Genomic DNA, 26,983 nt, shown 5'->3' on the forward strand with positions numbered 1-26,983 from the left:
GCCTGCCGCTAGCGTTCATCCTGAGCCAGGATCAAACTCTCCATTGTAAAAAAATGTTTAGTTATAAATCTTTAGCTCTAATCTCAAAGGTATTGTTTGAAATCACTCTCTTGCGAGAGTGGAAAAAACTTTTAGCTGCTCAAATACTTCAAAGAACGCCGTTCCGTATATTACTATAAGAACAATTTCTTTTATTTTGCCGGGATTCGCCCTTCGGCTTCACCCGTCGTTCTGACCGCAACTTTTCAGCGGAAAGTGGTGCAAAGATAAGTGTTTATTTTCGAACCACCAAATCTTTTTGAAAGAATTTTTCAGAAATTTTTCAGAACCTTTTTTCGTATCGTTTCGAACCGTGTGTTGCATTCGAAGCGGGTGCAAAGGTAAGCCTTTTTTCTGAACTTCCAAAGGATTTCGGAACTTTTTTTCAAAATTTTTCAGAACCTGTTTTTTGTCGCTTTCAAGAGGTGTTTCTCTCAGGAAGCGGATGCAAAGATAAGAACTTTTCCTGTCAACTTCCAAATTATTCGAAAACTTTTTTCAAACTATTTTCACACCAAATTCACACCCGACTATGGATCAACAAGTTAGTTGTGAAAATATTTTAATATCTTTGCACCTGTAATCTCAAAACAAACGTCATGAGGTCTTTATTATATATAGGTATCCTATTATCCGGCTTTTCCTGCGCCCGAAACACCCCTTGCCTGCACCCGGGAGATCTACTGTTTCAGGTCGGAAAAACATCGGAAATGACCGGAGCGATCACGGCCGCGACTGGCCAAGAGCGCCAACTGAACTACACGCACGTGGGCATAGCCGTGCAAACGGGCGGGGTCGACTCGGTATTGGAGGCCACGAGCGACGGAGGCGTTCGCCTGACGGCGTTGGGTGATTTTCTGGAACGCACCGCCCAAATCGACGGGCGGCCTGCCGTTACGGTAATGCGTCTGCGCGACACGACAGGCGTCGCAGCAGCTGTAGAGCGGGCACGAAAATTCATCGGACAACCCTACGATTACTCGTTCCGACCGGATAACGGCAAGATGTATTGCAGCGAACTGGTGCGGGAAAGCTACCTCACCCCGGAGGGCTGCCGACGTTTTCCGGCCCGGCCGATGAATTTTCGCGCGGCGGACGGATCACTACCCCGCTTTTGGGCAGAGCTGTTTGCCGAATTGGGCGAGGAGGTTCCCCAGGATATCCCCGGAACGAACCCCAACGACATGGCACACGATCCGCAGCTCAAGGAGGTCGCCCGCTACTATTGACAGGGTTTTCCCCGAAAGGGAAGACCGACTGCTGCCCGGGCGCCATGACCGCAGCAAAGCGCAAACGACAGAATGGCCACAGACGCAATAGCGACAGGACGGCTACCGGATCGGAAAAGCCCCCAACGCCGTACGCAAAGTCCCGGAATGAGCCAACGAATCAAAGGTTCAGCCCGACGGGCCAAGCTTTTGCAGGTAACCGGCAGAACAGAAAAGCGAGAAGATCGCCCCCCTCCAGCATAGGCCCGAGCAAGGAAATGGCGCAATCGGAATCGGTTCAAGGTAAGACATGTTACCCATCCATTGTCCCGATCTATCGCATCCCCGTTTTTCCCTGACAATCAAACCGACTTCTACAACTTCCTGCCCTTTGGAAGGAACCGCCACCTCCGATTAATGGTGTGGCACATGAGCCTACGGCAAACAAACTCCGTTTTTTGCCAGCTCAGGGAGTGGAATCCACCCCACTTCCCAATTCCCAAACATCCCCTCTTTTTCCCGAAACAGCCTCCATGCAAAGCTCGGAGAGACTGTTTGTTAACATCATAACGCCAAAGCCTGACATGGTCGTCAAAAGATCAAAGCAAAAAAGAAATAAAAAACTTATTTCCCAAATAAGGGCTTTATTAAAAAAAGATTATTCAATAAATTCACTTTATAGTAATTATATTTAAATCCAAACAACTCAATAGGTTATATCGATTACTATCATTCCCCGAGTTCAGTAAATAAAAAAGTAGCTTTTTTAAATAATTTTACGCTCCAAATTATCTGGCTCATTGGAGAATACTTTCTATTTTTGTTTTGAAAAGTGAAATCAAACCGGACAAAAGCATCCTATCCCAAATTATGAATCTTTAAAATGCACCAAAAAGACGTCCGTTCCCAAATCAATGTCAACAGAAAGATGAAACTTAAAATCCTTGGCTTCACCCTGCTTGCTGCCAGCCTATGCAGCGTGTGCAGCATATGCTGCAGCGATTCGAAAACACCCGACTACGAATTCCCCGAAGGCCCTGATCCCGCCCCTCAGCAAGGCGATTATCCGCCGGGACTGACCGTAACCGAGTTTACAGACAATCTGCCCGGCGGAAAACAATGCCTTGGATTCGTGGCCGTAGCCGACCTGAAAGCCAATCCCAAACTGCGCTTCAACGCTGTGTACCTGCCTCGTCAGAAAACGCCGTCGCGCATTCATGCCGAATTTGCCTCGGCCAACCGAGGAACGGCCTATGTGACGACCAACGCCGGCTATTGGTGGTCCAGAAAATCGCTGAGCCTGCTCGTTAGTGGCAGCGTCGTTGAGTCGATCGAGAATCAAACAGTCGAGCGCAACAACCAGACAGTCTACCCCGTGCGTTCCTCGTTCGGGCAGATGGCGTCCGGAGAATTCGAGACGCGCTGGGTCTACTGCGTTCTCGACGACGGCAACAAGCCTTATGCCTTCCCGTCTGCCCTCAACAACGACGAACGCACGAATACGTACATGTCCGCACCGCCGACTTCGAAGACGCCCGGTGCCGAGTTTTGGACTCCGCAGGAGGCCGTCGGAGGAGGTCCGATGCTGGTCAAGGAGGGAAAGAACGTCGCCGTGGAGAATTACTGGAAAGAGGTGTTCGACGGCGGCGGCGTTGCCGGGACTTCGCGCCAGCCGCGGACCGCAATCGGAGCCACAGCGGACGGAAAACTGATTCTACTCGTGTGTGACGGGCGCAATATGCGGCATAGCGCCGGATTTACGCTGGCGGAACTGGCCGACAAGCTGATCGCACTGGGGGCTGTCGAAGCGATCAACCTCGACGGCGGCGGCTCTTCGACCATGGTCGGCAGCAACGGCAAGGTACTCAACCGACCCAGCGATACGGGCAGCGCCGAAGTGATCATCGAGCGCAAGATTCCGACAGCCGTCGTCATCTCCGAAGTGAACTAACCCATAAAGAACCTGTATGAAATGAAAAAACTTCTCCTTCTCTGTCTCACGGTCTTTGCAGCGGCCTCCTGCACACACGAAAAACAGCAGTCGAAGCCACTCTACATGTGGTTCGACTGCCAAGGCAATTATGCGACACTGAGTCATCCCGATTCGATCCGTTACTACGTGGCCAAGCTCCATGACATGGGCTTTACCGATGTCGTCGTAGATATGAAGTCGATCATGGGCGAAACGCTCTACAAGAGCGGCATAGCACCTTACATGGGCGAATGGAAAGGCGTAACCCGTCCCGAGGACTACGACCTGCTGGGCCATTTCATTGAGGAAGGCCACAGGCTGGGCATGCGCGTGCACGGATCGCTCAATGTGTTCGCCGGCGGTCACAACTATTTTGATCGGGGAATCATCTATGGCGATCATGCCGACTGGCAGTCGCAGGTATACACCGAAGGTAAGATCAGGCCCATCAGCGAGATAAAGAGCAACTACAACGGCATGCTCAATCCGGCGAATCAAGAAGTGCAGGAATACGAGCAGGCGATCCTGAGGGAGTTCGTCAAAAAGTATCCCGATGTGGACGGCATCATTTTCGACCGGGTGCGTTTCGACAATATCACCTCCGACTTCAGTCTGCTGTCGAAGGAACTTTTCGAAGCTTATGCCGGGACGCAAGTCGCCGATTATCCCGATGATATTCTCCGCTGGGCGCAGGATGCCGATGGCAAGTGGGAATGGTCGCAGGGCCCCCTTTTCCGCAAATGGATCGAATGGCGCGCTTCGGTGATCAAGGACTTCATGACCACAACCCACAGGCAGCTTAAGGAGATCAATCCCCGACTGCTGATCGGCGACTATACGGGCGCATGGTATCCGACCTATTATTACGTGGGCGTCAACTGGGCCAGCGAGCAGTTCGATCCCTCCCGCTATTTCGATTGGGCGACACCCGAATACAAGAACACGGGTTATGCCGACCTGCTTGACATCTATATGACGGGCCTTTACTATACACTGGTAACCAAAACCGAAGTCGACCAGGCAAACAGAGCCGTAGGACAGCGCACCGAAGCGGGGATGTCCGACGAACAGAATTACTGGTACTGCATCGAAGGCGGCGCCGAATGGGCGAAAAAAATCACCTGCGGCGTGGTCCCCGTGACGGGTTCGATCTACGTCGAGCAGTACGAGGGCGACGCAGAGCAATTCACCCGAGCCGTGGCACAGACGCTCCGCGATACCGACGGTCTGATGATCTTCGATATTATCCATATCATCAACCGCAACTGGTGGTCGGAGTTGGCGGCCGGAATCGCCGAAGGACGCAAATGAACTGCAACCAATATAAAACATCAAAAAACTTAACTTAAATGTAATTCTATGAAAGACTTCAAGAATTCCCTGACAAGGAAGTGCATGGCGCTTCTGATGTCATTGCTTGTTGTCGGTACGGCTTCCGCCCAGACACAGGTGACGGGAACTGTTACGGACGAAAGCGGGCAGCCTCTGCTGGGTGTAACTGTTATTGTCATAGGGACAAATACGGGAACCATCACCGACTCCCAGGGCAAATATTCGATCACCGCCAAGTCTGGCAATATACTTGAGTTCCAATTTTTAGGCATGAAATCCGAGCAAAGGACCGTGGGAGGTGGAGTTTCTGCCATTGATGTCTCCCTCAAGGAAGACTCAGCCAAAGTAGATGAGGTCGTTGTCGTCGGTTACGGTACGATGAAACGTGCAAGCATTACGGGCGCCATTTCTCAAATCGACGGTAAGGAACTGCTCAAGGCGCCGATGGGAAATGTGACGAATATGTTGGGCGGACGTGTCGCCGGCGTGGTGGCCCTGCAGCAGTCGGGACAGCCCGGCAGCGACGGCGCCAGCATTTTGGTACGAGGCAGCGGCGCAAAGTATATTGTGGACGGCGTGGCCCGCGATTTCAGCCAGATTGACCCCAACGATATTGAAAGTATTTCGGTGCTCAAGGACGCATCGTCGGCTGCGATCTACGGCATGGATGCTTCGGCCGTTATCATCGTGACGACCAAAAGGGGAAAGGCCGCTCCGGCCAAAATCTCCTACACCGGCACTTTCGCTTTGAGCCAGAACGCCGTAATGCTCGAAATGCTCGATGGCCCGGGGTATGGCTATTGGTATAACAAAGCCCGCGAAATGGACGGAGACACTCCGATTTTCACACAGCGCCAGATCGACATGATGCTCAACGGCGATCCGAGCGACGGCTGGGGCAACACAAACTGGTACGAAAAGACTTTCGGCACGGGATACAACCAGTCGCACAACCTCAACGTGACGGGCGGAAATGAGCGAATCAAGTATTTTTCTTCGATCGGTTACTTCGATCAAGAGGGTAATGTGGAGAATTTTTCATTCGACCGTATCAATATCCGTTCGAACATCGAAGCCAAAATCGCCAAGAACTGGACCCTTGCCGTGGATCTGTCCGGTCGTGTGCAGCGCAGCAATCGCCCCGGATTTTCGGGCGATCCCAGCGATTGGAACAACATCGCGCAGCAGGCCATGCGCGCACACCCCTATGTCCCCGAAAAATATAACGGGCTCCCTGTTTCGACCAATACATCGAGCGCTATCGTAAATCCGCTCGCTTCATCCGAGGAGTCGGGCTATGCGAAAAACAATACATTCTATTTCCAGTCGAATGTTTCGCTTAAATATGATTTCCCGTTCCTGAAGGGTCTGTCGGCCAAATTCATGGTGGCCTATGACTATGCGCAGACCTATTCCAAGATTTATTCCACACCCTTCCGAACAATGGTCGCCACGCTTCCCACGACTCTTGACGGCGATATTTCCTATACCGAGAGCTGGGATTCGCGTAAAAAATCAGAAAATTCGCTGATGGAGGGACTCACGCGCAACACGCAGATTACGACAAACGCTTCGCTCAATTATGCCAATACCTTTGGGAAGCATAATGTTTCTGCAATCCTGCTGATGGAGACCTACTCTAACGACGGCAATAATTTCAGCGCCTACGGAGAAGGATTTTCGATCAAGGAACTTGCCGAACTCAAATACGCCTCTATTCCTGACAAGATGACGATCAACGGCATGAGTTCCGTTTCGCGCAAAGCCGGTTTCGCGGCCCGTATCAATTACGATTATGGCAATAAGTATCTTGTCGAATTATCGTGCCGGTATGACGGCAGTTATCTGTTCGGCGGGATGGTTTCGGGAAAACGCTGGTCTCCCTTCCCCGCCGCATCGGTCGGATGGAGAATATCGAATGAGCCCTGGTTCGATTCCAAGGCCATCGACAACTTGAAATTGCGTGCAAGTATTGGTCTCACGGGGACAACGGGCGGCATCAGTGCTTACTCGTACCTGAATACATTAGGTTTTCTGAACACTCCGGGCGTTGTACTGGGAGGCATCGGAGCCAACGGCCTGCTCACATCGAGTTTGGCGAATGAGAATCTGACATGGGCAAAGAACCTGCAGTATAACGGGGGATTCGACCTAAGCATGTGGGGCGGCAGACTGGGCGTCGAATTCGATGTATTCTACAAATATATCTATGACATTCTGAGCGGAGTGACAGCCACCTATCCCAGTTCTTTCGGCGGTTATTACCCAAAGTATGAAAATAGCAACAAACAGGCTCACAAGGGTTTTGAGATCACGTTGAGCCATCGCAACCGCATCGGTGATTTCAATTACAACGTGAGTCTGACCGGTACATACACCAAACGCAAATGGCTGCACTATAACGATGCCGCCAATACGCCCGATTGGCTCAAACTTACAGGCAAGGAAGTCGATGCCCAGGTCGGCTTCATCTCCGCAGGATTGTTCCAGAGTCAGGACGAAATCGACAATTCTCCGACAATTGTGGGCAAAGCCGTTCGTGTAGGCGATATCAAGTACGTCGATCGCAACGGCGACGGAGTGATTTCCTACGAACAGGACCGCGGTTATGTCGGGGCTGCCGCCTATCCCAAATTTGTAGGAGGCCTCTCTTTTTCGGGTGATTGGAAAGGCATCGACCTCTCGTTCCTGTTCCAGGCCGGCCTTGGCCGGGATGTGGCTCTGACGGGTGTATACAGTGGAGGAATCATGGACAACACCCAGATGACCAAGCCGTTCTACCACGGAGGCAACTCGCCCAAATACCTTGTGGAGAACTCGTGGCGAGAGGATCACACCAATGCCGAATTCCCGCGTCTGAGCATCGTTCAGGCCAGTTCGAATAATGCCTATTCGTCGACATTCTGGTACCGAAGCGGCGATTATCTGCGTCTGAAGAATTTGCAGATCGGATACACTTTCCCGCAGAAATGGATGGGCCGAATCGGCATCGACCGTCTGCGCATCTATTTCGAAGGACAGAACCTCTGGACCGTCAGCGAACTGACCAAATTCAACATTGATCCTGAACAGCCCGGAGTGTCGAACGGTTACTATCCGCAGCAACGCATCTTCTCGTTCGGAGTAAACTTGGCATTCTAACATGAAAAACGAAGCAACAATGAAAACAGGAATCAAAATAGCCATGATATCGTTACTGACGTTCTCTTCAGTCGGTTGCAACGATTTCCTCGACACCACGCCGCATGACAGCATTTCGGACAAGGTGGTCTGGAACGACCTACAAACGGCGACGCTCTACCTCAACGGATTTTATCCGTACATTGACCGTTACGGACAGTTTGGCTCCGCTCAGTTTCAGGGCAATCTGACCGAGGGACTTACCGAAACGTTCAAATACGGTTCGTACGTTCCGGGTAATAAGGCCGGAGACTCCAATAATTATGTGTTTACTCCTGAAACGATGTCGTCGACGGGCAACCTGCTCGATGCCTGGACGAGTGGATATGAGCGTATTCGCCGTATCAATGAGTTTTTGGAATCCATGCGGAAGCATTCGACTTTCCCAGCAGAGGAGAATGCCAAACTTGAGGCTCAGGCTCGCTTTTTCCGCGCATTCGTCTATTTCCAGTTGGCCAAACGGCATGGAGGGGTAATCCTCTATACGGACATGAATCTCCAGAAGAATAAGGACCGAAGCACTGCCGCTGAAACCTGGGATTTGATTGCCTCGGACCTCAAATATGCCGCATCGGTATTGCCGGTGCACTGGGACGCGGCCAACAAGGAGCGCATAACGTGCGGTGCAGCTTGGGCCATGCTTGCACGGGCCATGCTTTATGCCGAACGCTGGCAGGATGCCAAAGATGCGGCGGACAAGGTTTTCGAACTGCAGGTCTATTCCCTGACCGACAAGTACGAGGATGCCTTCAGAGGAGGAAACAGCGAGTCGATTCTCGAATACAACTATCTGGTAACAGGCCCCAATCATACTTTCGATAATGACTACGTTCCTTACGGCGACATGGACAACGACGGCGGCAAAGGCTGTCCGACGCAGGAGATGGTCGAATCGTATCAATCGAAAGACGGAAAAACCGTAGATTGGAGCAAATGGCACGCCGAGACGACCGAGTTGCCTCCCTACGATCAGCTGGAGCCGCGTTTTGCCGCAACTATTCTTTACCACGGAGCGCAATGGAAGGGGCATACAATGACCAACAGCGTTGGAGGCACCCATGGGCAGTATATGGATTATCGCAGTGACACCTACCCGAAGGGACGCACCACTACCGGATATTATCTGCGCAAATACCTCGATGAAAGCCACACCGATTTTTCGGTCATCAAGACCAGCACGCAGACTTGGGTAGAACTTCGCCTGGCCGAAATCTACCTCATCCGCGCCGAGGCCAATTATCATTTGGGCGATTCGGGAGCCGCCTTGGAGGATATCAATGCCGTAAGGCAGCGTCCGGGAGTGAATCTGCCGGCTCTTTCGGGCCTTTCGGGGAAAGATCTTTTCACGGCCATACGCCTGGAACGCAAGATCGAACTGGCTTACGAAGGGCACCTCTATTGGGATATGCGCCGCTGGAAACTTGCCGACAAGAAGTACAACGGTTACCGTGTACACGGTCTGAAGATCTCGCCGCATCAGGGCGCTTTTAAATTCGAGTATGTCGACTGTGACTTGCAGGACCGTAAATTTCTGGCAAAGAGCTACGTATTCCCGATTCCATACGATGAGTTGGCGAACAATTCGGCGATCGAACAGTATGACGAGTGGAAATAAACATTGAACTACAATTATGAAAAATAGCATATTTTCTTTTCTGACGGCGACCAGCCTGCTCTTTGCTGGGTGTCACCAGCCTGACGAGCTGTTACCATCCGTGTCGCGTAACGGCATCAACAGCATAACAGCCCAATTCGTAAAGAACAATAGCGCAGGAGCAGCCGAATTTTACGGCGAATTCAAAGGCTATCCAGCAGAGGGCTGTGACGAGATCACGATCGAGATTCCGTGGTTTTATCCGGAGAACAGCGATAATGTCGTGAGCGACCGGATGCTCGACAAAATGCGTATCAGTCTCAACCTCGACGACAATGTTACGATAGAGCCGGCTGTCCTATACATGAATTTGAACGAGGATAACAGCATTACGGTTACCGATCAACTCAAGCAAAAGAAGGTTTATAAAGTCAGGGGGCAGATCGTGAAGAGCAAGGAGTGCCTGCTGGAGGAGTTGTCGCTCCCGTCTCAGGGGCTGAGTGCCATCATCGACCAGGAAACCAAAGAGGTGTCGCTGATCGCAACCGACAATATCGAGCCCTGTACAGGAACCTATCTGCTTTCGCATCATGCTACGATTTCACCCGATCCAGCAACGACGCCCATCGACTGGAATGCATCGCCCAAGCTGACGGTTACCGCATATGACGGAGTAAGCAAAACGGTTTACACCGTGAAGAAAGAGGTCCCGGCAAAGGTTCCAACCGGCATTCGTTCAGGCAGCCAGAAGAACCTGTTTGCTTCCGAATCATTCAAGACAAGTTACGGGATGAGCGAAAAGACGAATTATACACTGGGCATTTTAGACGATTATCTGCTGATCTGTTCTGGAGAGAGCGAGGTCGTTTATGTCAACAAACTAACCGGCATTAAGGCCGGAACGGTCAACATGGGCGGCATCAACCTCGGAGGAGGCGCCATTACATCAGACGAAGCCAACCACATCGTGATGTGTTCGATTGCCGCCAACGGTGCGTCGCAGACCATTTATCGTCTGGATCATGTTACCGACACCCCGAAGGAAGTCATGACCTGGTCCAATGCCACGGGCGGCAAGATCGGCAGCAAAATTTCGATCAAGGGCAATATCGATACGGACGCCGTCGTCACGATCAACAGCTGGGCTTGGGCAAGTCCCGCAACATGGAGTTCGTTCGTCCGCATCATCGTGACCGATGGTGTCTGGGGCACTCCCGAAAAAGTCACGATTGCGGGTTGCGGACTCTGGAACGGCGGCAATGTCGATGTGGAATATCTGTCGACGAATATTTCCGGACCTTATTTTAAAGCCAGCTATTCGACCAATGGGGCCGAGTGGATCGACGGAGCGACCAATTCGCGTGTGGCATTCATCGACAAAGGCACGAACGACGCCAATTCCAACTTTGCCAACGTATCGTGTATCGTATTCAACAACAGCCCGTTCGTCGCTGTATTCGGCGGTGCACACTTTGCCTACAGCGCATCGCGTGCCATCCTGCTCGATGTCGGAGACCGCAATCTCTTCGCCGGAACGTTCGACGACACAAAAGCCCAAATTTATACATCGACGCCTAAATATCTGGCTGTTGCCGGAACGGCAAGCTGTGACATCCTGCTGAGCCAGTCGACCGACGGTTATTATCTCTATCTTTACTGGATCGACGGAAATACCAACTTTATCCGTGCCGAACAGTGGGATTGCGTCGATAAGTAATCACCCTTTTGCCTGCATCCCTCTGACCAGGGATGCAGGTCCTGAAACAGAGATAATTTTGAAGATGAAAAAGAAGATCATTTGGTTTGCAGCGGCTCTGACGCTGGGATACGGGAGTGTTTCGTGCAGCCCGGATTCAAAAAATCCCGAATGGGAGTGGCCCGATCCTGATCCTAATCCGAAGCCGGGGGTGGAGAAGCCCCGGTTTATCTGGGTTGACGCCGCCGCCAACTTCCCCGATTTCGCCAACAGCAAGGAGAACATACGGCGCGATCTGAGCAAAGCCAAGGAGGCCGGATTCACCGACGTTGTAGTCGATGTACGGCCTACTACCGGCGATGTGCTTTTCCGTACGTCGGTGGTCGATCAGGTGAAGTGGCTCGGCGCATGGTTACCGGGGGGATATTCCAAAGTAGAACGCACGGCCACATGGGACTACCTGCAGGCGTTCATCGACGCCGGGAAGTCGCTCGACCTGCGCATTCACGCCGCGATCAATACCTTTACAGGCGGCAATCAGACTTCGCTGGGCAATGCCGGAGTCGTTTTCCGGGATGAGGTCAAGCGGTCATGGACGACCGATCTGAATTTGGCGAACGGCATCACGAACATCATGTCCACGTCGCAGCCTGCCAAGTTCTTCAATCCGGTATTGCCCGAAGTGCAAGAATATCTCTGTTCGATGCTCAAGGACCTTGCGGCCTACGACGGACTGGCGGGAATCTTTCTCGACCGGGGACGCTTCGACGGTTTTACCAGCGATTTTTCGAATTATACACGCAGAGAATTCGAGAAGTACATCGGCCGGTCGGTAGCGGCTTTTCCCTCCGACATTCTGCCTGCCGGCCATACTTCGGGCATACCCTCGCCGGAGCCCACACACATGAAGCAGTGGCTCGAATTCCGGGCGAAGGTGATGCACGACTTTATGGAGAAGGCACGCGCCGCCGTCAAATCGGTCAATCCGTCGCTCAAGTTCGGTGTATACGTCGGGGGCTGGTATACCAGCTACTATGAGGTGGGAGTCAATTGGGCCAGCCCCAATTACGACACTTCGGCCACATTTTCATGGGCTACGAAAAAATACATGAACTACGGCTATGCCGACCTGATGGACCAGATGCTGATCGGCGCCTACGCCTCTCCGACACATGTTTACGGCACGTCTGAATGGACCATGCAGGGATTCTGCCTGCTGGCGAAGGAACGTACGATGGGCGCATGCCCGATGGTGGCCGGCGGCCCCGACATCGGAAACTGGGATGCCGACAACAAGGTGCCCCAGGAGGAGGAGAACCGCGCCGTCACCGCCTCGGTCGCAGCCTGCATCAATGCCTGCGACGGTTATTTCCTGTTCGATATGATCCATCTGAAAAAAGCCGATCAATGGTCCTGCGTCAAGATCGGGATCGACCGAACAAAGAGCTCGAACCGCCTCGCTCCTGCAGGAAATACACCCTGCAGCGATTCGTACAAGGATCCCGAAAACCTGAAATAATACGCCAAGCAGATGGCAAAACGAGCTTATACGATTGATTTGCTACGAGGTTTGGCGATCGTAGGAATGGTGCTATCAGGCCAGATCCTGTGGCATGCCGAACTTCCGGCATGGTTGTTCCATGCACAGATACCACCACCGTCGTTTCGCTTCGACCCGTCGGTGCCGGGAATTACATGGGTCGATCTGGTCTTTCCGTTTTTCCTCTTCTCGATGGGGGCTGCTATTCCGCTGGCCCTACGCAAGAGGCTGGAACAACGAGGCGAATCGGAAACCCAGATCCTGACGGTCGTAGTGCGCAGGTGGGCCTTGCTGGCACTTTTCGCCATTGCCCTTGCCAATCTGCGTTCCGGAGTTACGGGAACACTGCCGGGATGGGGCTCCTCGCTGCTGCAACTGGCGGGCTGGGGCTGTTTTTGTGCACTCTTTATGCGCTTCGCCCGTCTTTCGGCTCTACAAAACCGCTTGGTTTGTCTGGCCGGTGCCGCCGGCATCGCAGCCTTGCTGTTGGCTGCCCGATGGGGCTTGGGGCTGCCCGTCTCGGCGAAACAGAGCGACATCATCATTCTGATCCTTGCAAACATGGCGCTGTTCGGCAGTCTGGTGTGGCTCTACACGCGAAACAACCTGCTGGCGCGGCTGGGCATACTGGCTCTGCTGGCAGCACTGCGTTTGGGCAGCGACATCGCAGGTTCGTGGAACGAAGCGTTGTGGAACTGGTCGCCCGCGCCGTGGCTTTTCCGCTTCGACTTCCTACAATACCTCTGCATCATCATTCCGGGAACGATTACGGGAGACCGCATCTACGAATGGATGACGCAGGAGGGGGAAGATACACCGGGAATATCCCGGCAGCTGGAGGTTTGGACATTCCTCCTGCTCGTGACGCTGATATGCCTAAACATGTGGGGGCTTTTCGCACGGTTTCTGGTCGTGAATCTCACAGCGAGCATCCTGATATGCCTCCAGCTCCGGCATCTGTTGCGCGGAGACGGCTCCGCAACCGGAAGCCTGCACCGTTTTCTTTTCAACTGGGCCTTTTTCTGGCTGGTCCTGGGATTGACACTGGAAGCCTTCGAAGGAGGTATCAAGAAGGATTACGCGACGTTCAGTTATTTTTTCATCACCTCCGGGCTGGCTTCATTTGTTCTGCTCGCCGCCGGAATCGCGATGCACCGACTGAATGTACATTTTCCAACGTTGATCAAATGCGGACAAAACCCAATGGTGGCCTATACGGCGGCCGGATTCCTCATCATGCCCCTGCTGACGCTGTTGCATCTGTCTTCCTGTTTGCAAACCTTTGCCGAACTATGCCCGTGGATGGGCGTGGTGCGGGGTGTGCTGGTCACGGCTACAGTTATGGCCGTTACGATCTTTTTTACGGACCACAGGCTTTTTTGGAGATCATAAACGGAAGTTCCGACAAAGCCACCTCTTGGCGTGTCACGCCGTCCGAAGGATCAAAGCACGTCAAGGTCCCGGCTACGGACTGCTTCGGGCCGATCATCCGGACCGCATGGAAGGGATTTGATCTTCGAGAAGTTCGATTGTTTCGAAGGGATGATCCCCCGGAGGACACAGGCCCCACGATTACACACCCCGCCAGCCCGGCGACATCTCCGGGACAAGTTCCAGCCCGAACCCACCATCGGGACGAGAAATCGAAGAAAAATGCCCGGATTGCGAAGAATTTTCGACGGGAAGGTTGCACTGTGGGAAAAAATTCGTATTTTTGCAGGCTATGTTTAACTAATTAACTATTTACAACAATGCCGAAAATGAAAACCAATGCCGCTGCGAAGAAGCGTTTTACCTTCACCGGCACAGGAAAGATCAAGCGCAAACACGCTTATCACAGTCACATCCTGACCAAAAAGACGACGAAACAGAAGCGCAACCTCTGCTATTCGGGAACCGTTTCTGCGGCCGACGAGGCCAAAATCAAGAACCTGCTCGTTAAGTAATTAACCCGCAGCATTTTATTAATCGGGACGAACCAGCCCCAAAGAATGCGGGAGAACCGTATCGCTGGCAGTCCTCAAAAAACTTTACAATATGCCACGTTCAGTAAACGCTGTCGCGTCACGCGCACGTCGAAAGAAAGTTTTGAAACTTGCCAAAGGTAACTTTGGTTCAAGGGGAAACGTTTGGACCGTTGCGAAAAATACGGTCGAGAAGGGTCTGTGCTATGCTTATGCACACCGCGCCCTCAAGAAGCGGACATTCCGTTCGCTGTGGATCACGCGTATCAACGCCGCCGTCCGCGCCCAGGGAATGACCTATTCACAATTTATCGGCAAACTCAACGCCAAGGGAATCGTCCTCAACCGCAAGGTAATGGCCGACTTGGCAATGAACGAGCCGAAGGCATTCGAGGCAATAGTTAAAGCAGTTAAATAGCCCTTCACCAGAAGGGTTTAGCGCGGCGGATACCCTTGGTATCCGCCTTTTTTCTTCGGGGCCATCCGGGGAAAGCCATCGGGTAAAACGCTCCCGCATGCCCCCTGGTTCCACCCCTGTCGACAAGCTCTAAGCCGCGACACCCATTCGGTTCTCCGGAAAGCAACCAGATCGACGCCGCCGAACGCAGCCCCGACAGCCAAACAACGGGCAACAGCCCCGGCAGGCAAGCAACGGACAACAGCCCCGGCAACCAAGCGGCGAAACGCGCAGGCCCCCACCGTCCCGGAGCCCATACCAACAGGCGGCAGACCCAAACCCCATACCGCCGAACACAGCCCCGACAGCCAAGCGGCGGAACGCGTAGGAACCCCTCCGTCCCGGTGCCCATGCCGACAGGCGGCAGACCCAAACCCCATACCGCCGGGTGGCAGCCCCGACAGCCAAGCAACGGGCAGCAGCCGAGCGGCCGAGCGGCGGAACGCGCAGGAACACTGCCGACCCGCCCCCCAAATTCTAAAAAGAGAGACCACACCGTGGAAAGCTGGAAAAGAACATTCGCCGTCATCTGGAGCGGACAGCTGGCCTCGATCCTCAGCAGCGAGGTCGTGGCCTACTCGATCATCTTCTGGATGAGCCTCGAAACCGGTTCGGTCGAAGCGCTGGCCCTTGCAGCCATTGCCGGGATGCTGCCCCAGTCGCTGCTGGGGCCCTTCGTCGGGATCTACGTCGACCGCTGGAACCGCAAGCGCACGATGATCCTCGCCGACAGCTTCATCGCCCTCTGCACGCTGGCGCTGACGGTGCTCTTCTGGCTCGGCATTGCCCGGATGTGGCACCTCTACATCCTGCTGGCCTGCCGCTCGGCCTGCGCGGCCTTCCACATGCCCGCCATGCAGGCGTCGGTCCCGCTGCTGGCCCCCACGTCGAAGCTCACGCGCATCGCCGGAGTCAACCAGATCATCGTCTCGCTGTCGAGCATCGCAGGCCCGGCCCTCGGGGCACTGCTGCTCAACCTCTCCTCGATCGGCAACATCCTGCTGCTGGACGTGGCGGGAGCCGCCATCGCCTGCATCTCGCTGCTGTGGGTTCGAATTCCCAACCCGACACGCGACACGATGCGCAAACCCGAGCTGTGGCGCGAGTTCCGCGAGGGATTTGCAGCCATGTACGCCATTCCGGGCATGGGCTGGTTTTTCTTGCTGGCTGTCGTCGCGTGGTTCTTCATCATGCCCGTCGGGGTGATGTTCCCGCTGATGACGCTCCAACACTTCGGCGGGGGTGCCTTCGAAATGAGCCTGATCGAAATCGTCTGGGGCGGCGGAGCACTCGTCGGAGGCGCCGTCATGGGCGCCCGCACCTATCGCGTCAGCCGCATCGTGCTGGTCAACCTGATGTACCTCGTCGTGGGGCTCTCGTTCGTGCTGTCGGGGCTCCTGCCGCCTGAGGGATTCTTCTGGTTCGCACTCTTCACGGCGGCGGCAGGAGTCTCCAGCAGTGTGTTCAATGCCTCGTTCGTCTCCGTGGTCCAGACCCGGATCGAAGCGGGCATGCTGGGACGCGTCATGTCGCTCCAACACAGTTTCGGACTGCTGCCAGCAACCCTCGGGCTGCTGGGCTCGGGATTCCTGGCCGGGAACGTGGGACTCTCCGAGACCTTCATCGCCGCCGGAGCACTCATCGTCGCGGTGGGCACAACGGGATTCTTCATCCCCTCCGTCATGCGTCTCGACGACAAAGACCGCAAAGACTGATCGCCCGCCCGAGCCCGCACTTCCGACTTCCCGCCCGAATCCCGTGCCCCGCACATCCAAACCCGCATATCCGACACCCCGCACTTCCGGCACACCGCACTTCCGGCACACCGCCCGAATCCCGACACCGGCACTTCCGGCACCGCGCCCCGCATATCCAACTCCGGCATACCCGGCTCCGGCATATCCGACACACCGCCCGAATCGTCCGCCCCCATACATCCGGCTCCGGCAAAAAAGGAGAGGCGCAAATGGAACAACCTCCATTCGCGCCTCTCAAGCAAGTCGGAACGCCCGTTTCTCAACCCCTCGGATAAATGGATCCGTTATAGCTAATCCTCCGGGAGACCGTATTGGACGAACTGTCGTACATCCATTCGTAGGTCACCGACGCGGCGGGGAACTGGGTCGTATCATACTCCAGCGGGGAGAGGAACTTACACTCCTGCGTTCCGCCGATAATCTGAATCCCGCGGTAAACGCCATTGTTCACTTCATAGCCCATCTGTACCGAGCGCGCCAATTCGGACGAATAGACAGTCGGACCCGAAGCGCTGCCGTCGACCTTGAAATCCTTGCCCGCGCAGAGCGAATAGGCCAGACTCGAATCTTCGGCACGCAACGTATAATCTCCGTTCCAGTTGGAGTACGCATCCACGTTGTCAATGTGGATTCTGAACATCGAGAGCCTGATTCTGTAGGAATCAACGTCGTCGAAATAGAGCGAAGTCTCACCGCTATCGAAATTGAATGCCTGCTGCAGACCGGTATCCGAGGGAACGATCACCTTGAGGTCCCGCATCTCGACCGTCCAGGGAGCAGAATGCGTGGCTTCGTTCAGCACCTTTGCCCCGTTGGTTTTGACCAGCACGGACCCCCTCATGAAGAAACCGTCGGGCAACTGGGTCTCGCCGCTGTAAGTGATCAGATAATCTCCGTTCTGCCGTTCGAGTTTTGTGTTCGTACCGAACAACGTGTCCCAGACCTTGACCGAGACTTCGCCCTTCTTGACCACAATCTCTGTCAGATCCACAGATGCCAGGTCCTTGCCCTGCTTCTCCGCTTCGGCCAGCACCATTGCCAGACGCAGAGCGGCATTGGCCGGCCGCATGGAGAGTTTATCCTGATTCGTCGCCAGTTGATAGATGTACATTCCGGGTTGCACGGGACTCATCTCCTTCCAGGTGTCGTTTTCATTGATACACCCCGTGAATGCGAGAGCCGCCAGTGCGATTGTTGCAATAAGTTTATTCATACGCTGTGTTTGGTTAATTTATTCAAATAAACGGACCCGACAGGGATATACTGCACGGCAGCCGTAAAAAAATTTGCCTTCATCCGATTTCCGCCCGACAGCCCCAACTGGCCCATCAGACCCAAATGGCCCGACTGACCCATCAGACCCGACAAGCCCCGACCGCAGAAACCCGCGTCAAGCCTCCGGCCCACCGCATCGGGATTTCCAGCCCCGGTTCGGAAGCCTCATCGGGATTCAGCTACCACAAAGATAGATTTTTTTTTCGCGGATGCGAAATCTATTTTGCCGTTTCGCAGCAAATTTGTACCTTTATTCCATAATGCTCCGACTGACGACGCTCCTTTTTGCCGGACTGCCGGTCAAATCCCCGCAGAGGGCAGATTTCGCGCGCAGACGGTCATGACCACCAACAACCATCCGTACTTATTCTTATGTCACTACTCTCCATTTTCGGCTACGGCCGCACCAAAGCCCCCGAATATCCCGCCGACCGGCTCTCCGCCCGCGACGGGTCCGAATTCACGATCACCTTTTTTAAGCATGCCTCGCTCGCCGTCTCCGTGGGCGACAAACACATCTACGTCGACCCCGTGAGCGCCAATGCCGACTACGGTGCACTACCGAAGGCCGATGTCGTGCTGATCACCCACTCGCACTACGACCACCTCGACGTGGAGGCCGTCGAGAAACTGCTCACCGCCGACACCGAGATTCTCTGCGACCGGACTTCGGCCGAGGCTTTCGAGATGAACTGCTACACGATGCGCCCGGGCAGCGTCGCCACGCCGCGCGACTACCTGAAGGTCGAGGCCGTCGCGGCCCACAACACCACGCCGGGACACCTCCAATTCCACCCCCGGGAGCGTGAGGACTGCGGCTATGTACTGACCATCGGCGGCACGCGCATCTACATCGCGGGCGACACGGAACCCACCCCCGAACTGAAGGCGCTCCGCAAGATCGACATCGCCTTTCTGCCCGTGAACCAGCCCTACACGATGACCGTCGACCAGGCCGTCGAAGCGGTGAAAGCGCTGAAACCCGGGATCTTCTACCCCTACCACTACGGCGAGGTGGACGAAAAGACCGACATCGACCGCCTGGCACGCGAGTTGGAAACCGTGACCGAGGTCCGCATCCGGCCGATGGAATAGCCGGCCGGCCCGCAACATGGCTGGTCCGCACGACATGCCGCCCCGCACGGCATGCCGGCCCGCAACACGGCCGACCCGCACAACACGGCCGACCCGCACAACACGGCGTCCCGCACGATACGGCCGGTCCGCAACATGGCCGACCCGCACAACATGCCGGCCCGCACAACATGCCGGCCCGCACGCCGGCTGCACGCCCCACCCGAAGCGGGGAGAAGACCCAAGTAGCGACGCATCGTCTCCTCCCGGAACAGAAAAACGGGGGAACCTTCCCAAGGAGGTTCCCCCGTTTCCGATAACAAACCCGCCGAAGCTATCTCTTCGCAGGGGCTTTCTTGGGTTCGGCCTTCACCTTGATCGTGGCGAATCCCCGGATGATGTTCTCGTCGTTGTTCTTCGAAGCATCGTACACCACGGTGACCTCCTTCTTGGGCAAGTCCACCTTCACGTCCTTGATGCCCTTTCCGAGCGACGGAACATTGTTCATGATCTTCTTCACACAGTGCTCGCAGTCGATATCCGTAACAAACACCGTCGTCACCTCCTTTTTCTGCGCCGGTTTGCTGGCCGCAGCGCACATGCCGAAGCCCATCACCAGAGCCAGGCAGAACATAAACAGCTTTTTCATCTTTTTTTATTTTAAGGTTTTACAATTTTCCCGTCTTTTGACACGGGGCGCAGCTCCGCGCCGGACTCTCCCCGGCCTGCCGCCCCCGAACCGCGGAGGATCAATAAAGGTTGAACCGCAACCCGGCATAGAACTTGCGTCCCATGAGCGGTCCCCAGACATTCATCGAGTTGAACTTGTAGTCGTAGGGATCCTGCGCATGGAGGATCGGATTCTTCTGGCGGTAGTCGGCGATATTCTCACACCCGACATAGATGTCGAACTTGCCCACCTTGCGGCTCACCTGGGCAAAGAACATCGGATAGCGGGGCGAATAGTAGCTGTCGTCGAGGTTGCCCGTCTGCGTGGGGATACGTGCCGGACCGTTGAGCTGCGCCGTCGCGTCGAATACCCAGCGGCGGAACTTCGTGGCATACTGAATGTTGAACAGCGTTTTATACTGGCTCACCAGCGGACGTTCCACACGGGCCGTCGCGCCGCCGTCGCGCCGGATCGTCATTTCGCTGTCCGTGTAGCGGAACGTGGCGAAGATGTCGAGCCGCTCGACCGGCGACCACGAAAAGTCGATCTGGTAGGTGTCGGTGTACGAACGGCCGTCGGTGTTGTAGAAGACGATCCGGTCGGCATACATCTCCTGATCGGCCACGACCGAGTTGTAGAACTGCGTGCGGAAGTAGTCGAAGCTCAACGTCGCATCGCCGGGATTCACCAGCCCGAAGGTCTGCGTGAGGCTTCCGCCGACGGTCAGGGCCTTCTCCATACGGTCGAATTTGCGGAAATCGCTCCACCCCGTTCCCTTGTCGAGGAACGAGATGGCCCGGCCCGTGGCCAGAATGCCGATATTGTCGGTGATGACGTTCGTCGAACGGTAGCCCAGACCCGCCGAGCCGCGGAGCGTCGTCGAGGGGGTGATGTTCCATTTCAGATGGCCGCGGGGCGTAAGGAAAAAGCGGTCGTAATAGTGGTTGTAGTCGCCGCGCAATCCGGCCACGATCGAGAACTTGTCCTTGATGGCATAGGTATACTCGGCATAGGCTCCGGCCTCGCGCTCGCTGCGGTCGAAATCGTAGTTGCGGAGGCTGTTGGCGGCGATCCACGGCGTCGGATTGCGCAGTTTCTCGCGGTAGTAGTCCAAATGCCCCTGCACGCCGACGATGAGCGACGAGCGGTAGGTGAAATAGTGGTTGTACATCAGGTTCAGCGCCAGCGAATTCTGGGATCCCGTGTAGTCGTTCAGACCGAAATAGGCGTCTTCGTCGAAGTGGTCGAAGTCGGCGACGAAAGCCAGGTTCGAACGCATCTCGTCCTGCTCGTCGGGGTCGTATACCCCCGGACCGACCGGCATGCCGATTTTAAAATAACCGTTGGCGTTGCGGTTGCGGATGTGCGAACCGTAGAGCGGCATCTTCTTGTCGCCGGCCTTCCAGTCCCAATCCTGCTCCATCGCCTCGCGCATGGCGCGGGTATCCTTGAAGTCGAGCATGCCGCCCAGACGGTTCTCCTGCACGAACTTCCAGCCCCAGCGGATCTGCGTGCCGTTTTCGGCAGCATAGAGCCACTTGTTGGCCACATTGATCTGGTCGGATTTCGGCAGGTCGCGGAATCCGTCGTGGTTGTGGTCCATCTTCCGGGCGTCAGTGTCCATCGAACCGTGGAGCAGGATGACGCTCGACAGTTTCTTGTCCTTCGTCACGGGGAAAGCCGTCGAAATATTGGCCTCGGGACGCAGTTCGTCGTCGAGGTAGAGGTTGACAAACAGCCGCTCGGAATCAGTGGGCTTGCGGTGTTCGAGGTTGATCTGCCCCGTGATAGCCTCGTGGCCCGCCGTCACCGAAGCCACACCCTTCGACACCTGGATCGAGTTGAGCCACATGCCGGGCGTGTAGCTCAATCCGTAGGGAGCGCTCAGACCGTGCATGATCGTGCGGTTCTCGTCGAGAATCTGCGTGTAGGTTCCGGCCAGCCCCAGCATCTTGATCTGGCGGGCTCCCGAAATGGCGTCGCTGTAACCAACGGTCACCGAGGCCGAATTCTCGAACGACTCGGCCAGATTGCAGCAGGCCATCTTGCACAGACCCGCAAAGGAGATCATCTCTCCCTTGACGATTCCGTCGCGCTTAACGAAGTTGCCGCTTAAATTACCCGCGACGACAACGTCTTCGAGCGCCACTCCCTCCGAACGGAGTGCGAATGCGACCTGATCGACGTCGTTTTTCACGTCCAGCGTATCGTTGACAAAGCCCAGATACGAAGCCACGAGTCGGTCGTAGCCCTTTACACGATGGAGGAGGAATGCACCCCGGGCGTCGGTGCTGGCTCCGATGGTCGTCCCGGCCCAGTAGACCGAGGCACCGACAAGCGGTTGGTTATCGGCATCGCGGACCACACCCCGCAAATCCTGTGCGTTCAGCGAACCGCACACGGCAAGGGCCGAAAAAGCTAAAAATGAGATTTTCAGAAAATGCATGTAAATTCCGTTATTGGTTAAAACCGATTACAGACCGATGTACACACGACACCGGTCCCGAAAAAGAGTCTTAAGCCAATACGGGAGGACCTCGGAAGCCGACGGGGAGTACCGTGGTCTTCCGGATGAAAGGCGTGCGCCTCTCGGCAACCGCCTCACGCAGAAGAGGTACATGCGCGGGGCACGGACACTCTGCGGCCAATGCGGACGGCAGGTCGATGACGACGCAACGGGTATAGCGTTCGTTGTTGTCGGAAAAGGTGGAGATGTAGAGTCCGATTTCGGTCGAATGGCGGTTGCCGCAGCAGGGTGCGCGCATCTCCCCGTCCGCCGGAGCCGGAAGGTCCGCCACATGGAGGCAATGGCAGCAGCAGACATGCTCCGTGCGGGCCCTCATGGCCACGCACTTGCACGTCAGCGACGCCAAAGCCGCCCCGGCCGTCGCTAAAAGATAGACGGCAAACAGCAGCAGCGATATGGACCTTTTCAATTTCATCTACTCTTCCACGATTCCACATGCGGAGAGGTCGGCAATCCAACGCCCGGCATCCTTGCGGGCCGTTTCGGCATCGACCTCGTAACGTTCAGTGAGCAGCAGCGCGACATCCGCAACCGTAAATTCGCGTTCCCGCAGCTTCTCCCACAGATACAGCGACGAAAGATTGAGCGACACGACGCGTGTCCCGTCAGCGGTCTCTCCGCCGCCCGGCAGCACGATCACATGCCCGCCGGCCATCTCCCGAACTTTGAAATCTTCGCGTAACTTCATTCGTCGAACGTTCTGATTTTTGCAAAAGTATAAAAAATTCTCCAAACCGCCTAATTTTTCCCGAAAACGGCCCGCAAGCGGCTCTTGCCTCCGTGCGCTCTTTTTTATACCTTTGTATCATGAATCCCGAACCGGACAGGATATACGACACACTGAAACGCTACTGGGGCTTCACGGAATTCCGTCCCGTGCAGCTGGAGATCATCCGCTCCACCCTGGAGGGGCGCGACACACTGGCGCTGATGCCCACAGGCGGCGGGAAGTCGCTCACCTATCAGGTCCCGACCCTTAGCCGCGAGGGGTTGTGCATCGTCGTCACGCCACTCATCGCCCTGATGAAGGACCAGGTCGACCACCTCCGGGCACGGGGAGTCCCGGCCGTCGCCATCCATTCGGGTCTTTCGCCGCGTCAGATCGACATCGCACTGGACAACTGCACCTACGGCGACGTGAAATTCCTCTACGTGGCCCCCGAGCGGCTGGCGACCGAGGCGTTCCGTCTGCGTGTCGTGCGCATGAACGTCTCGCTGATCGCCGTCGACGAGGCGCACTGTATCTCGCAGTGGGGCTACGACTTCCGACCCTCGTACCTGCGCATCGCCGAGCTGCGCGAAAAGCTCCCCGGCGTCCCCGTGCTGGCGCTCACGGCCTCGGCCACACACCCTGTGGCCGACGACATCATGCGCCACCTGAAATTCCCCGAACCGCACATTCTGCGCAGCAGTTTCGCGCGTCCCAACCTCTCGTACAGCGTCCGCCGCACCGACGACAAGAACGGACAGCTGCTGCGCCTGGTCCGCAACGTCCCCGGCACGGGCATCGTCTACGTCCGCACCCGGGAGGGTACCGAGCAGATCGCCGACTTCCTGCGTCAGGAGGGCATCCCGGCCGCTGCCTACCACGGCGGACTGGGTCACGCCGAGCGGTCGCTGCGCCAGGAGAAGTGGCTCTCGGGCAAGACTCGCGTGATGGTGGCCACCAACGCCTTCGGCATGGGCATCGACAAACCCGACGTGCGCTTCGTGGTCCACTATTCGATGTGCGACTCGCTCGAAAGCTACTACCAGGAGGCGGGCCGCGCGGGCCGCGACGGACAGCGGGCCTATGCCCTGCTGCTCGTGGCTTCGGACGACAGCGACCGCATCGCGCGGCGCTTCGAGCAGGAGTTCCCGCCGCTGGACAAGATCAAGGAGATCTACGAACGGATCTGTTCCTACCTGCAAATCGGCATCGGCGACGGCGGCGAAGCGTCGTTTCTGTTCAACCTCCACGACTTCTGCGCCCGCGAGCACCTCTATTCGGGGACCGTCACGAGCGCCCTGAAGCTGCTCCAGCAGAACGGCTACATGTCCCTCACCGACGCACAGGAGAACCCCGCGCGGGTGATGTTCTGCGTCAGCCGCGACGAACTGTACAAACTCCGCGTGCAGCGCGACGAACTCGACCACTTCATCCGCACCCTGCTGCGGCTCTACAACGGGGTCTTCACCGAATTCCGCCCCATCAACGAGGGTGAACTGGCCACCTGGAGCGGCTACACCGTCGAGCGGGTCAAGGAGCTGCTCAAACGGCTCTGGCAGCTGCGCGTGATCCGCTATATCCCCTCGAACCGCTCGCCGATCCTCTTCATGAACGAGGAACGCCTCCCGCGCGCCGACCTCTACATCGCCCCCGAGACCTACAAGCGGCGACAGGAGCTGATGCGCGAACGCTTCGAACAGATGATCGCCTACGCAACCAACGAGCAGGAGTGCCGCAGTGCCGCGCTGGAGCGCTATTTCGGCGAGGAGAACCCCGCGCCGTGCGGAGTCTGCGACATCTGCCTGGCCCGCAGAAGGGCTGCGAAAGCCGCCGCCCGGGCGGCCGGACCGGCATCCGGGAGCCCGAATCCCGGAGCATCGGGCGATGCACCCGGCGCCGCAATCTCCCTGCGCAAAAAAATTCGGACACGCCTGGCCTGCTCCCCGGCCGACCCGCACCGGCTCTCCGACGAACTGGCCTGCCCGCCCGAGCGCCTGGCCGAAACGGTGCGCGAACTGCTCGCCGAGGGCACGGTCCGCACCTGCGCCGACGGATGCATCGCGCTCTGCAACACGTCCGCCAGCCCCGACGAGGCAAAATAGCACCCCGAAGAGCCTCTTTTCTGAAAATAAATACCTAAATTTGTGGGAATTTTCACCGCATGACCACAGTAAACAATTTCATCGATAAAATCAGCAACGAGCAGACCGCCCTGCTCCCGGCCGTAGAGTTCCGGGGGGAGATCCGCATCGTCGAACACGAACGCGACATCGAGGCGGCCTGCAAAACGCTCGCCGAGCAGCCCGTCATCGGCTTCGACACCGAGACGCGTCCCTCGTTCCGCCCGGGCGTCACGTTCCGCGTGTCGCTGCTGCAACTCTCCACGCCGACGGTCTGCTACCTGTTCCGGCTCAACAAGATTCCGCTGGCCAAGCCCATCCTGCAGCTGCTCGAAGACAAGCGGGTGCTCAAGATCGGCGCCGACGTGACGGGCGACCTGCGCTCGCTGCGCCAGATCCGCCACTTCCGCGACGGGGGCTTCGTCGACCTTCAGGTCATCGCCCCCGAGTGGGGCATCGCGGAAAAGAGCCTGCGCAAACTCTCGGCCATCGTGCTGGGTCAGCGCGTCTCGAAAGCCCAGCGTCTGAGCAACTGGGAGGCAACGACGCTCACCGACAAACAGCAGCTCTACGCCGCTACCGACGCATGGGTCTGCACGTGCATTTACCGGAAACTGCTCCGTACACCGAAAAAAACGATCCGCAAATGATACCGCAAATTTACCTGCGCAAAGGCAAGGAGGAATCGCTTCTGCGCCGCCACCCGTGGATTTTCTCGGGCGCCATCGATCACATCAAAGCCGAGGAGGAGTCCGATTTCGCCGAAGGGACGCTCGTCGAGGTCTACACGCGTCAAGGCGAATTCATGGCCCAGGGCCACTATCAGGTGGGGTCGATCGCCGTGCGTGTGCTCTCGTTCGAGCGCGAGACGATCGACCAGACGTGGTGGAACCGCCGAATCGCCATTGCCCACGACGTGCGCCGCACACTCGGCCTGACGGACAACCCCGCGACGACCTGCTATCGACTGATCCACGGCGAAGGCGATTCGCTGCCGGGTCTCGTCGTCGACATCTACGGCCCGGTTGCCGTCATCCAGTGCCACTCGGTGGGCATGTACCACGCACGGATGCTGATCGCCGAGGCGCTGCGCACGGTCTACGGCACACACCTGACGGCCATCTACGACAAATCCTCGCAGACGCTCCCCTTCAAGGCCAGCCTCGGAGCCGTCGACGGCTACCTGTGGGGAACCTCGGACCATGCGTCGCACATCGTTCTGGAAAACGGCGAACAGTTCTACGTCAACTGGGAGAAGGGGCAGAAAACGGGCTTCTTCCTCGACCAGCGCGAAAACCGCCAGCTGGTCAAACGCTATGCCAAGGGCCGCACCGTGCTCAATACCTTCTGCTACACGGGCGGATTCTCGGTCTACGCCCTCTCGGGCGGTGCCGCCGAGGTCTGCTCGGTGGACTCCTCCGAACGGGCCGTGGCTCTGGCCACGGAGAACATGCAGCTCAACTTCGGCGACAAGGCCCCCCACACGGAGGTCGCGGCCGATGCGGTGGACTACCTGAAGGAGATCGGCGACAAATACGACCTGATCATCCTCGACCCGCCGGCCTTCGCCAAACACCACAAGGTGCTGGGCAATGCCATGCAGGGCTACAAGCGGCTCAATGCCCGTGCCTTGTCGCAGATCCGCCCCGGAGGCATCCTCTTCACATTCTCCTGCTCACAGGCCGTGTCGAAGGAGCTGTTCCGCACGACAGTTTTCTCCGCCGCCGCCATCGCGGGCCGCAAGGTGCGCATCCTGCACCAGCTGACCCAGCCCGCCGACCACCCGATCAACATCTACCACCCCGAAGGCGAATACCTCAAGGGGCTGGTACTGTACGTGGAATAAGCCGGGGCGCAGGCGACACTACC

Annotated in this window: 20 protein-coding genes; 15 read left to right on the forward strand and 5 right to left on the reverse strand. The window is 56.4% G+C overall.

Going from position 1 to position 26,983, the window contains the following annotated elements:
* The first annotated feature begins 638 nt into the window (after window positions 1-638).
* The 11 genes from QZ460_RS07965 to QZ460_RS08015 all read left to right on the forward strand — a co-directional run bounded on the left by QZ460_RS07965 (window position 639) and on the right by QZ460_RS08015 (window position 16,697).
* Window positions 639-1,268, forward strand: a complete 630-nt coding sequence (locus QZ460_RS07965) for a YiiX/YebB-like N1pC/P60 family cysteine hydrolase (RefSeq protein ID WP_290541047.1) — start codon at window positions 639-641, stop codon at window positions 1,266-1,268.
* A 907-nt stretch (window positions 1,269-2,175) separates the two neighbouring features.
* Window positions 2,176-3,198, forward strand: coding sequence for a phosphodiester glycosidase family protein (locus QZ460_RS07970; RefSeq protein WP_290541048.1), 1,023 nt, complete (start codon window positions 2,176-2,178; stop codon window positions 3,196-3,198).
* A 21-nt stretch (window positions 3,199-3,219) separates the two neighbouring features.
* The gene (locus tag QZ460_RS07975; protein ID WP_290541049.1) at window positions 3,220-4,530 is read left to right on the forward strand and encodes an alpha amylase family protein; all 1,311 of its coding nucleotides are present in this window, start codon (window positions 3,220-3,222) and stop codon (window positions 4,528-4,530) included.
* Window positions 4,531-4,578: 48 nt separating this feature from the next.
* Window positions 4,579-7,692 carry a TonB-dependent receptor gene (locus QZ460_RS07980; RefSeq protein ID WP_290541050.1) on the forward strand — a complete coding sequence of 1,038 codons (3,114 nt, stop codon included), beginning with the start codon at window positions 4,579-4,581 and terminating at the stop codon, window positions 7,690-7,692.
* Between the two features lie 19 nt (window positions 7,693-7,711).
* The gene (locus QZ460_RS07985; protein ID WP_290541051.1) at window positions 7,712-9,346 is read left to right on the forward strand and encodes a RagB/SusD family nutrient uptake outer membrane protein; all 1,635 of its coding nucleotides are present in this window, start codon (window positions 7,712-7,714) and stop codon (window positions 9,344-9,346) included.
* A 16-nt stretch (window positions 9,347-9,362) separates the two neighbouring features.
* Window positions 9,363-11,042, forward strand: a complete 1,680-nt coding sequence (locus QZ460_RS07990; RefSeq protein ID WP_290541052.1) for a DUF5018 domain-containing protein — start codon at window positions 9,363-9,365, stop codon at window positions 11,040-11,042.
* A 64-nt stretch (window positions 11,043-11,106) separates the two neighbouring features.
* Window positions 11,107-12,540 carry an alpha amylase family protein gene (locus QZ460_RS07995; protein ID WP_290541053.1) on the forward strand — a complete coding sequence of 478 codons (1,434 nt, stop codon included), beginning with the start codon at window positions 11,107-11,109 and terminating at the stop codon, window positions 12,538-12,540.
* Window positions 12,541-12,552: 12 nt separating this feature from the next.
* Window positions 12,553-13,953: a DUF5009 domain-containing protein gene (locus QZ460_RS08000; protein WP_290541054.1), complete on the forward strand. Its 1,401-nt coding sequence runs from the start codon at window positions 12,553-12,555 to the stop codon at window positions 13,951-13,953.
* 359 nt (window positions 13,954-14,312) lie between these two features.
* Window positions 14,313-14,507: a 50S ribosomal protein L35 gene (gene rpmI / locus QZ460_RS08005; protein ID WP_009598828.1), complete on the forward strand. Its 195-nt coding sequence runs from the start codon at window positions 14,313-14,315 to the stop codon at window positions 14,505-14,507.
* A 91-nt stretch (window positions 14,508-14,598) separates the two neighbouring features.
* A complete protein-coding gene (rplT, locus tag QZ460_RS08010) occupies window positions 14,599-14,943 on the forward strand; it encodes a 50S ribosomal protein L20 (protein WP_010265672.1) in 345 nt (114 codons plus the stop codon).
* A 536-nt stretch (window positions 14,944-15,479) separates the two neighbouring features.
* Window positions 15,480-16,697: an MFS transporter gene (locus tag QZ460_RS08015; protein ID WP_290541055.1), complete on the forward strand. Its 1,218-nt coding sequence runs from the start codon at window positions 15,480-15,482 to the stop codon at window positions 16,695-16,697.
* A gap of 301 nt (window positions 16,698-16,998) precedes the next feature.
* Here QZ460_RS08015 and QZ460_RS08020 read toward each other — a convergent pair whose 3' ends face one another.
* Entirely contained in the window at window positions 16,999-17,952 is a 954-nt protein-coding gene (locus tag QZ460_RS08020; protein WP_290541056.1) for a hypothetical protein, read from the reverse strand.
* A gap of 434 nt (window positions 17,953-18,386) precedes the next feature.
* Here QZ460_RS08020 and QZ460_RS08025 point away from each other — a divergent pair, with 434 nt between their 5' ends.
* On the forward strand, window positions 18,387-19,109 hold the full coding sequence (locus QZ460_RS08025; RefSeq protein ID WP_290541057.1) for an MBL fold metallo-hydrolase: 723 nt from the start codon (window positions 18,387-18,389) through the stop codon (window positions 19,107-19,109).
* A gap of 313 nt (window positions 19,110-19,422) precedes the next feature.
* Here the strand turns inward: QZ460_RS08025 and QZ460_RS08030 are convergent, their stop codons facing one another.
* The 4 genes from QZ460_RS08030 to QZ460_RS08045 form a co-directional block, all read right to left on the reverse strand.
* Window positions 19,423-19,737: a heavy-metal-associated domain-containing protein gene (locus QZ460_RS08030; protein WP_290541058.1), complete on the reverse strand. Its 315-nt coding sequence runs from the start codon at window positions 19,735-19,737 to the stop codon at window positions 19,423-19,425.
* 100 nt (window positions 19,738-19,837) lie between these two features.
* Window positions 19,838-22,204: a TonB-dependent receptor gene (locus QZ460_RS08035; protein ID WP_290541059.1), complete on the reverse strand. Its 2,367-nt coding sequence runs from the start codon at window positions 22,202-22,204 to the stop codon at window positions 19,838-19,840.
* Window positions 22,205-22,274: 70 nt separating this feature from the next.
* Window positions 22,275-22,700 (reverse strand): hypothetical protein, encoded by a 426-nt coding sequence (locus tag QZ460_RS08040; protein WP_290541060.1) that lies wholly within the window; start codon window positions 22,698-22,700, stop codon window positions 22,275-22,277.
* Window positions 22,701-22,973: a PqqD family protein gene (locus tag QZ460_RS08045; protein WP_290541061.1), complete on the reverse strand. Its 273-nt coding sequence runs from the start codon at window positions 22,971-22,973 to the stop codon at window positions 22,701-22,703.
* A gap of 119 nt (window positions 22,974-23,092) precedes the next feature.
* On the opposite strand from QZ460_RS08045, the gene QZ460_RS08050 reads away from it, so the two are divergent.
* Genes QZ460_RS08050 through QZ460_RS08060 form a run of 3 tightly spaced genes read left to right on the forward strand, consistent with a single transcriptional unit; the run spans window position 23,093 to window position 26,960 of the window.
* Window positions 23,093-25,096 (forward strand): ATP-dependent DNA helicase RecQ, encoded by a 2,004-nt coding sequence (locus tag QZ460_RS08050; RefSeq protein ID WP_290541062.1) that lies wholly within the window; start codon window positions 23,093-23,095, stop codon window positions 25,094-25,096.
* Between the two features lie 59 nt (window positions 25,097-25,155).
* Window positions 25,156-25,764, forward strand: coding sequence for a 3'-5' exonuclease (locus tag QZ460_RS08055; RefSeq protein WP_290541063.1), 609 nt, complete (start codon window positions 25,156-25,158; stop codon window positions 25,762-25,764).
* Window positions 25,764-26,960: a class I SAM-dependent rRNA methyltransferase gene (locus QZ460_RS08060; RefSeq protein ID WP_290541101.1), complete on the forward strand. Its 1,197-nt coding sequence runs from the start codon at window positions 25,764-25,766 to the stop codon at window positions 26,958-26,960. The genes QZ460_RS08055 and QZ460_RS08060 overlap by 1 nt, the downstream gene beginning before the upstream one ends.
* The last annotated feature ends 23 nt before the right edge of the window (window positions 26,961-26,983 follow it).

The sequence above is a fragment of the Alistipes sp. genome (assembly GCF_020026455.1).
Lineage (GTDB): Bacteria > Bacteroidota > Bacteroidia > Bacteroidales > Rikenellaceae > Alistipes.

What these genes read in the sequence shown, in the direction of transcription:
- QZ460_RS07965 (WP_290541047.1), top strand. Translation starts at nt 639, where the DNA reads ATGAGGTCTTTATTATATATAGGTATCCTATTATCCGGCTTTTCCTGC.
- QZ460_RS07970 (WP_290541048.1), top strand. Translation starts at nt 2,176, where the DNA reads ATGAAACTTAAAATCCTTGGCTTCACCCTGCTTGCTGCCAGCCTATGC.
- QZ460_RS07975 (WP_290541049.1), top strand. Translation starts at nt 3,220, where the DNA reads ATGAAAAAACTTCTCCTTCTCTGTCTCACGGTCTTTGCAGCGGCCTCC.
- QZ460_RS07980 (WP_290541050.1), top strand. Translation starts at nt 4,579, where the DNA reads ATGAAAGACTTCAAGAATTCCCTGACAAGGAAGTGCATGGCGCTTCTG.
- QZ460_RS07985 (WP_290541051.1), top strand. Translation starts at nt 7,712, where the DNA reads ATGAAAACAGGAATCAAAATAGCCATGATATCGTTACTGACGTTCTCT.
- QZ460_RS07990 (WP_290541052.1), top strand. Translation starts at nt 9,363, where the DNA reads ATGAAAAATAGCATATTTTCTTTTCTGACGGCGACCAGCCTGCTCTTT.
- QZ460_RS07995 (WP_290541053.1), top strand. Translation starts at nt 11,107, where the DNA reads ATGAAAAAGAAGATCATTTGGTTTGCAGCGGCTCTGACGCTGGGATAC.
- QZ460_RS08000 (WP_290541054.1), top strand. Translation starts at nt 12,553, where the DNA reads ATGGCAAAACGAGCTTATACGATTGATTTGCTACGAGGTTTGGCGATC.
- rpmI (WP_009598828.1), top strand. Translation starts at nt 14,313, where the DNA reads ATGCCGAAAATGAAAACCAATGCCGCTGCGAAGAAGCGTTTTACCTTC.
- rplT (WP_010265672.1), top strand. Translation starts at nt 14,599, where the DNA reads ATGCCACGTTCAGTAAACGCTGTCGCGTCACGCGCACGTCGAAAGAAA.
- QZ460_RS08020 (WP_290541056.1), bottom strand. Translation starts at nt 17,952, where the DNA reads ATGAATAAACTTATTGCAACAATCGCACTGGCGGCTCTCGCATTCACG.
- QZ460_RS08025 (WP_290541057.1), top strand. Translation starts at nt 18,387, where the DNA reads ATGTCACTACTCTCCATTTTCGGCTACGGCCGCACCAAAGCCCCCGAA.
- QZ460_RS08030 (WP_290541058.1), bottom strand. Translation starts at nt 19,737, where the DNA reads ATGAAAAAGCTGTTTATGTTCTGCCTGGCTCTGGTGATGGGCTTCGGC.
- QZ460_RS08035 (WP_290541059.1), bottom strand. Translation starts at nt 22,204, where the DNA reads ATGCATTTTCTGAAAATCTCATTTTTAGCTTTTTCGGCCCTTGCCGTG.
- QZ460_RS08040 (WP_290541060.1), bottom strand. Translation starts at nt 22,700, where the DNA reads ATGAAATTGAAAAGGTCCATATCGCTGCTGCTGTTTGCCGTCTATCTT.
- QZ460_RS08045 (WP_290541061.1), bottom strand. Translation starts at nt 22,973, where the DNA reads ATGAAGTTACGCGAAGATTTCAAAGTTCGGGAGATGGCCGGCGGGCAT.
- QZ460_RS08050 (WP_290541062.1), top strand. Translation starts at nt 23,093, where the DNA reads ATGAATCCCGAACCGGACAGGATATACGACACACTGAAACGCTACTGG.
- QZ460_RS08055 (WP_290541063.1), top strand. Translation starts at nt 25,156, where the DNA reads ATGACCACAGTAAACAATTTCATCGATAAAATCAGCAACGAGCAGACC.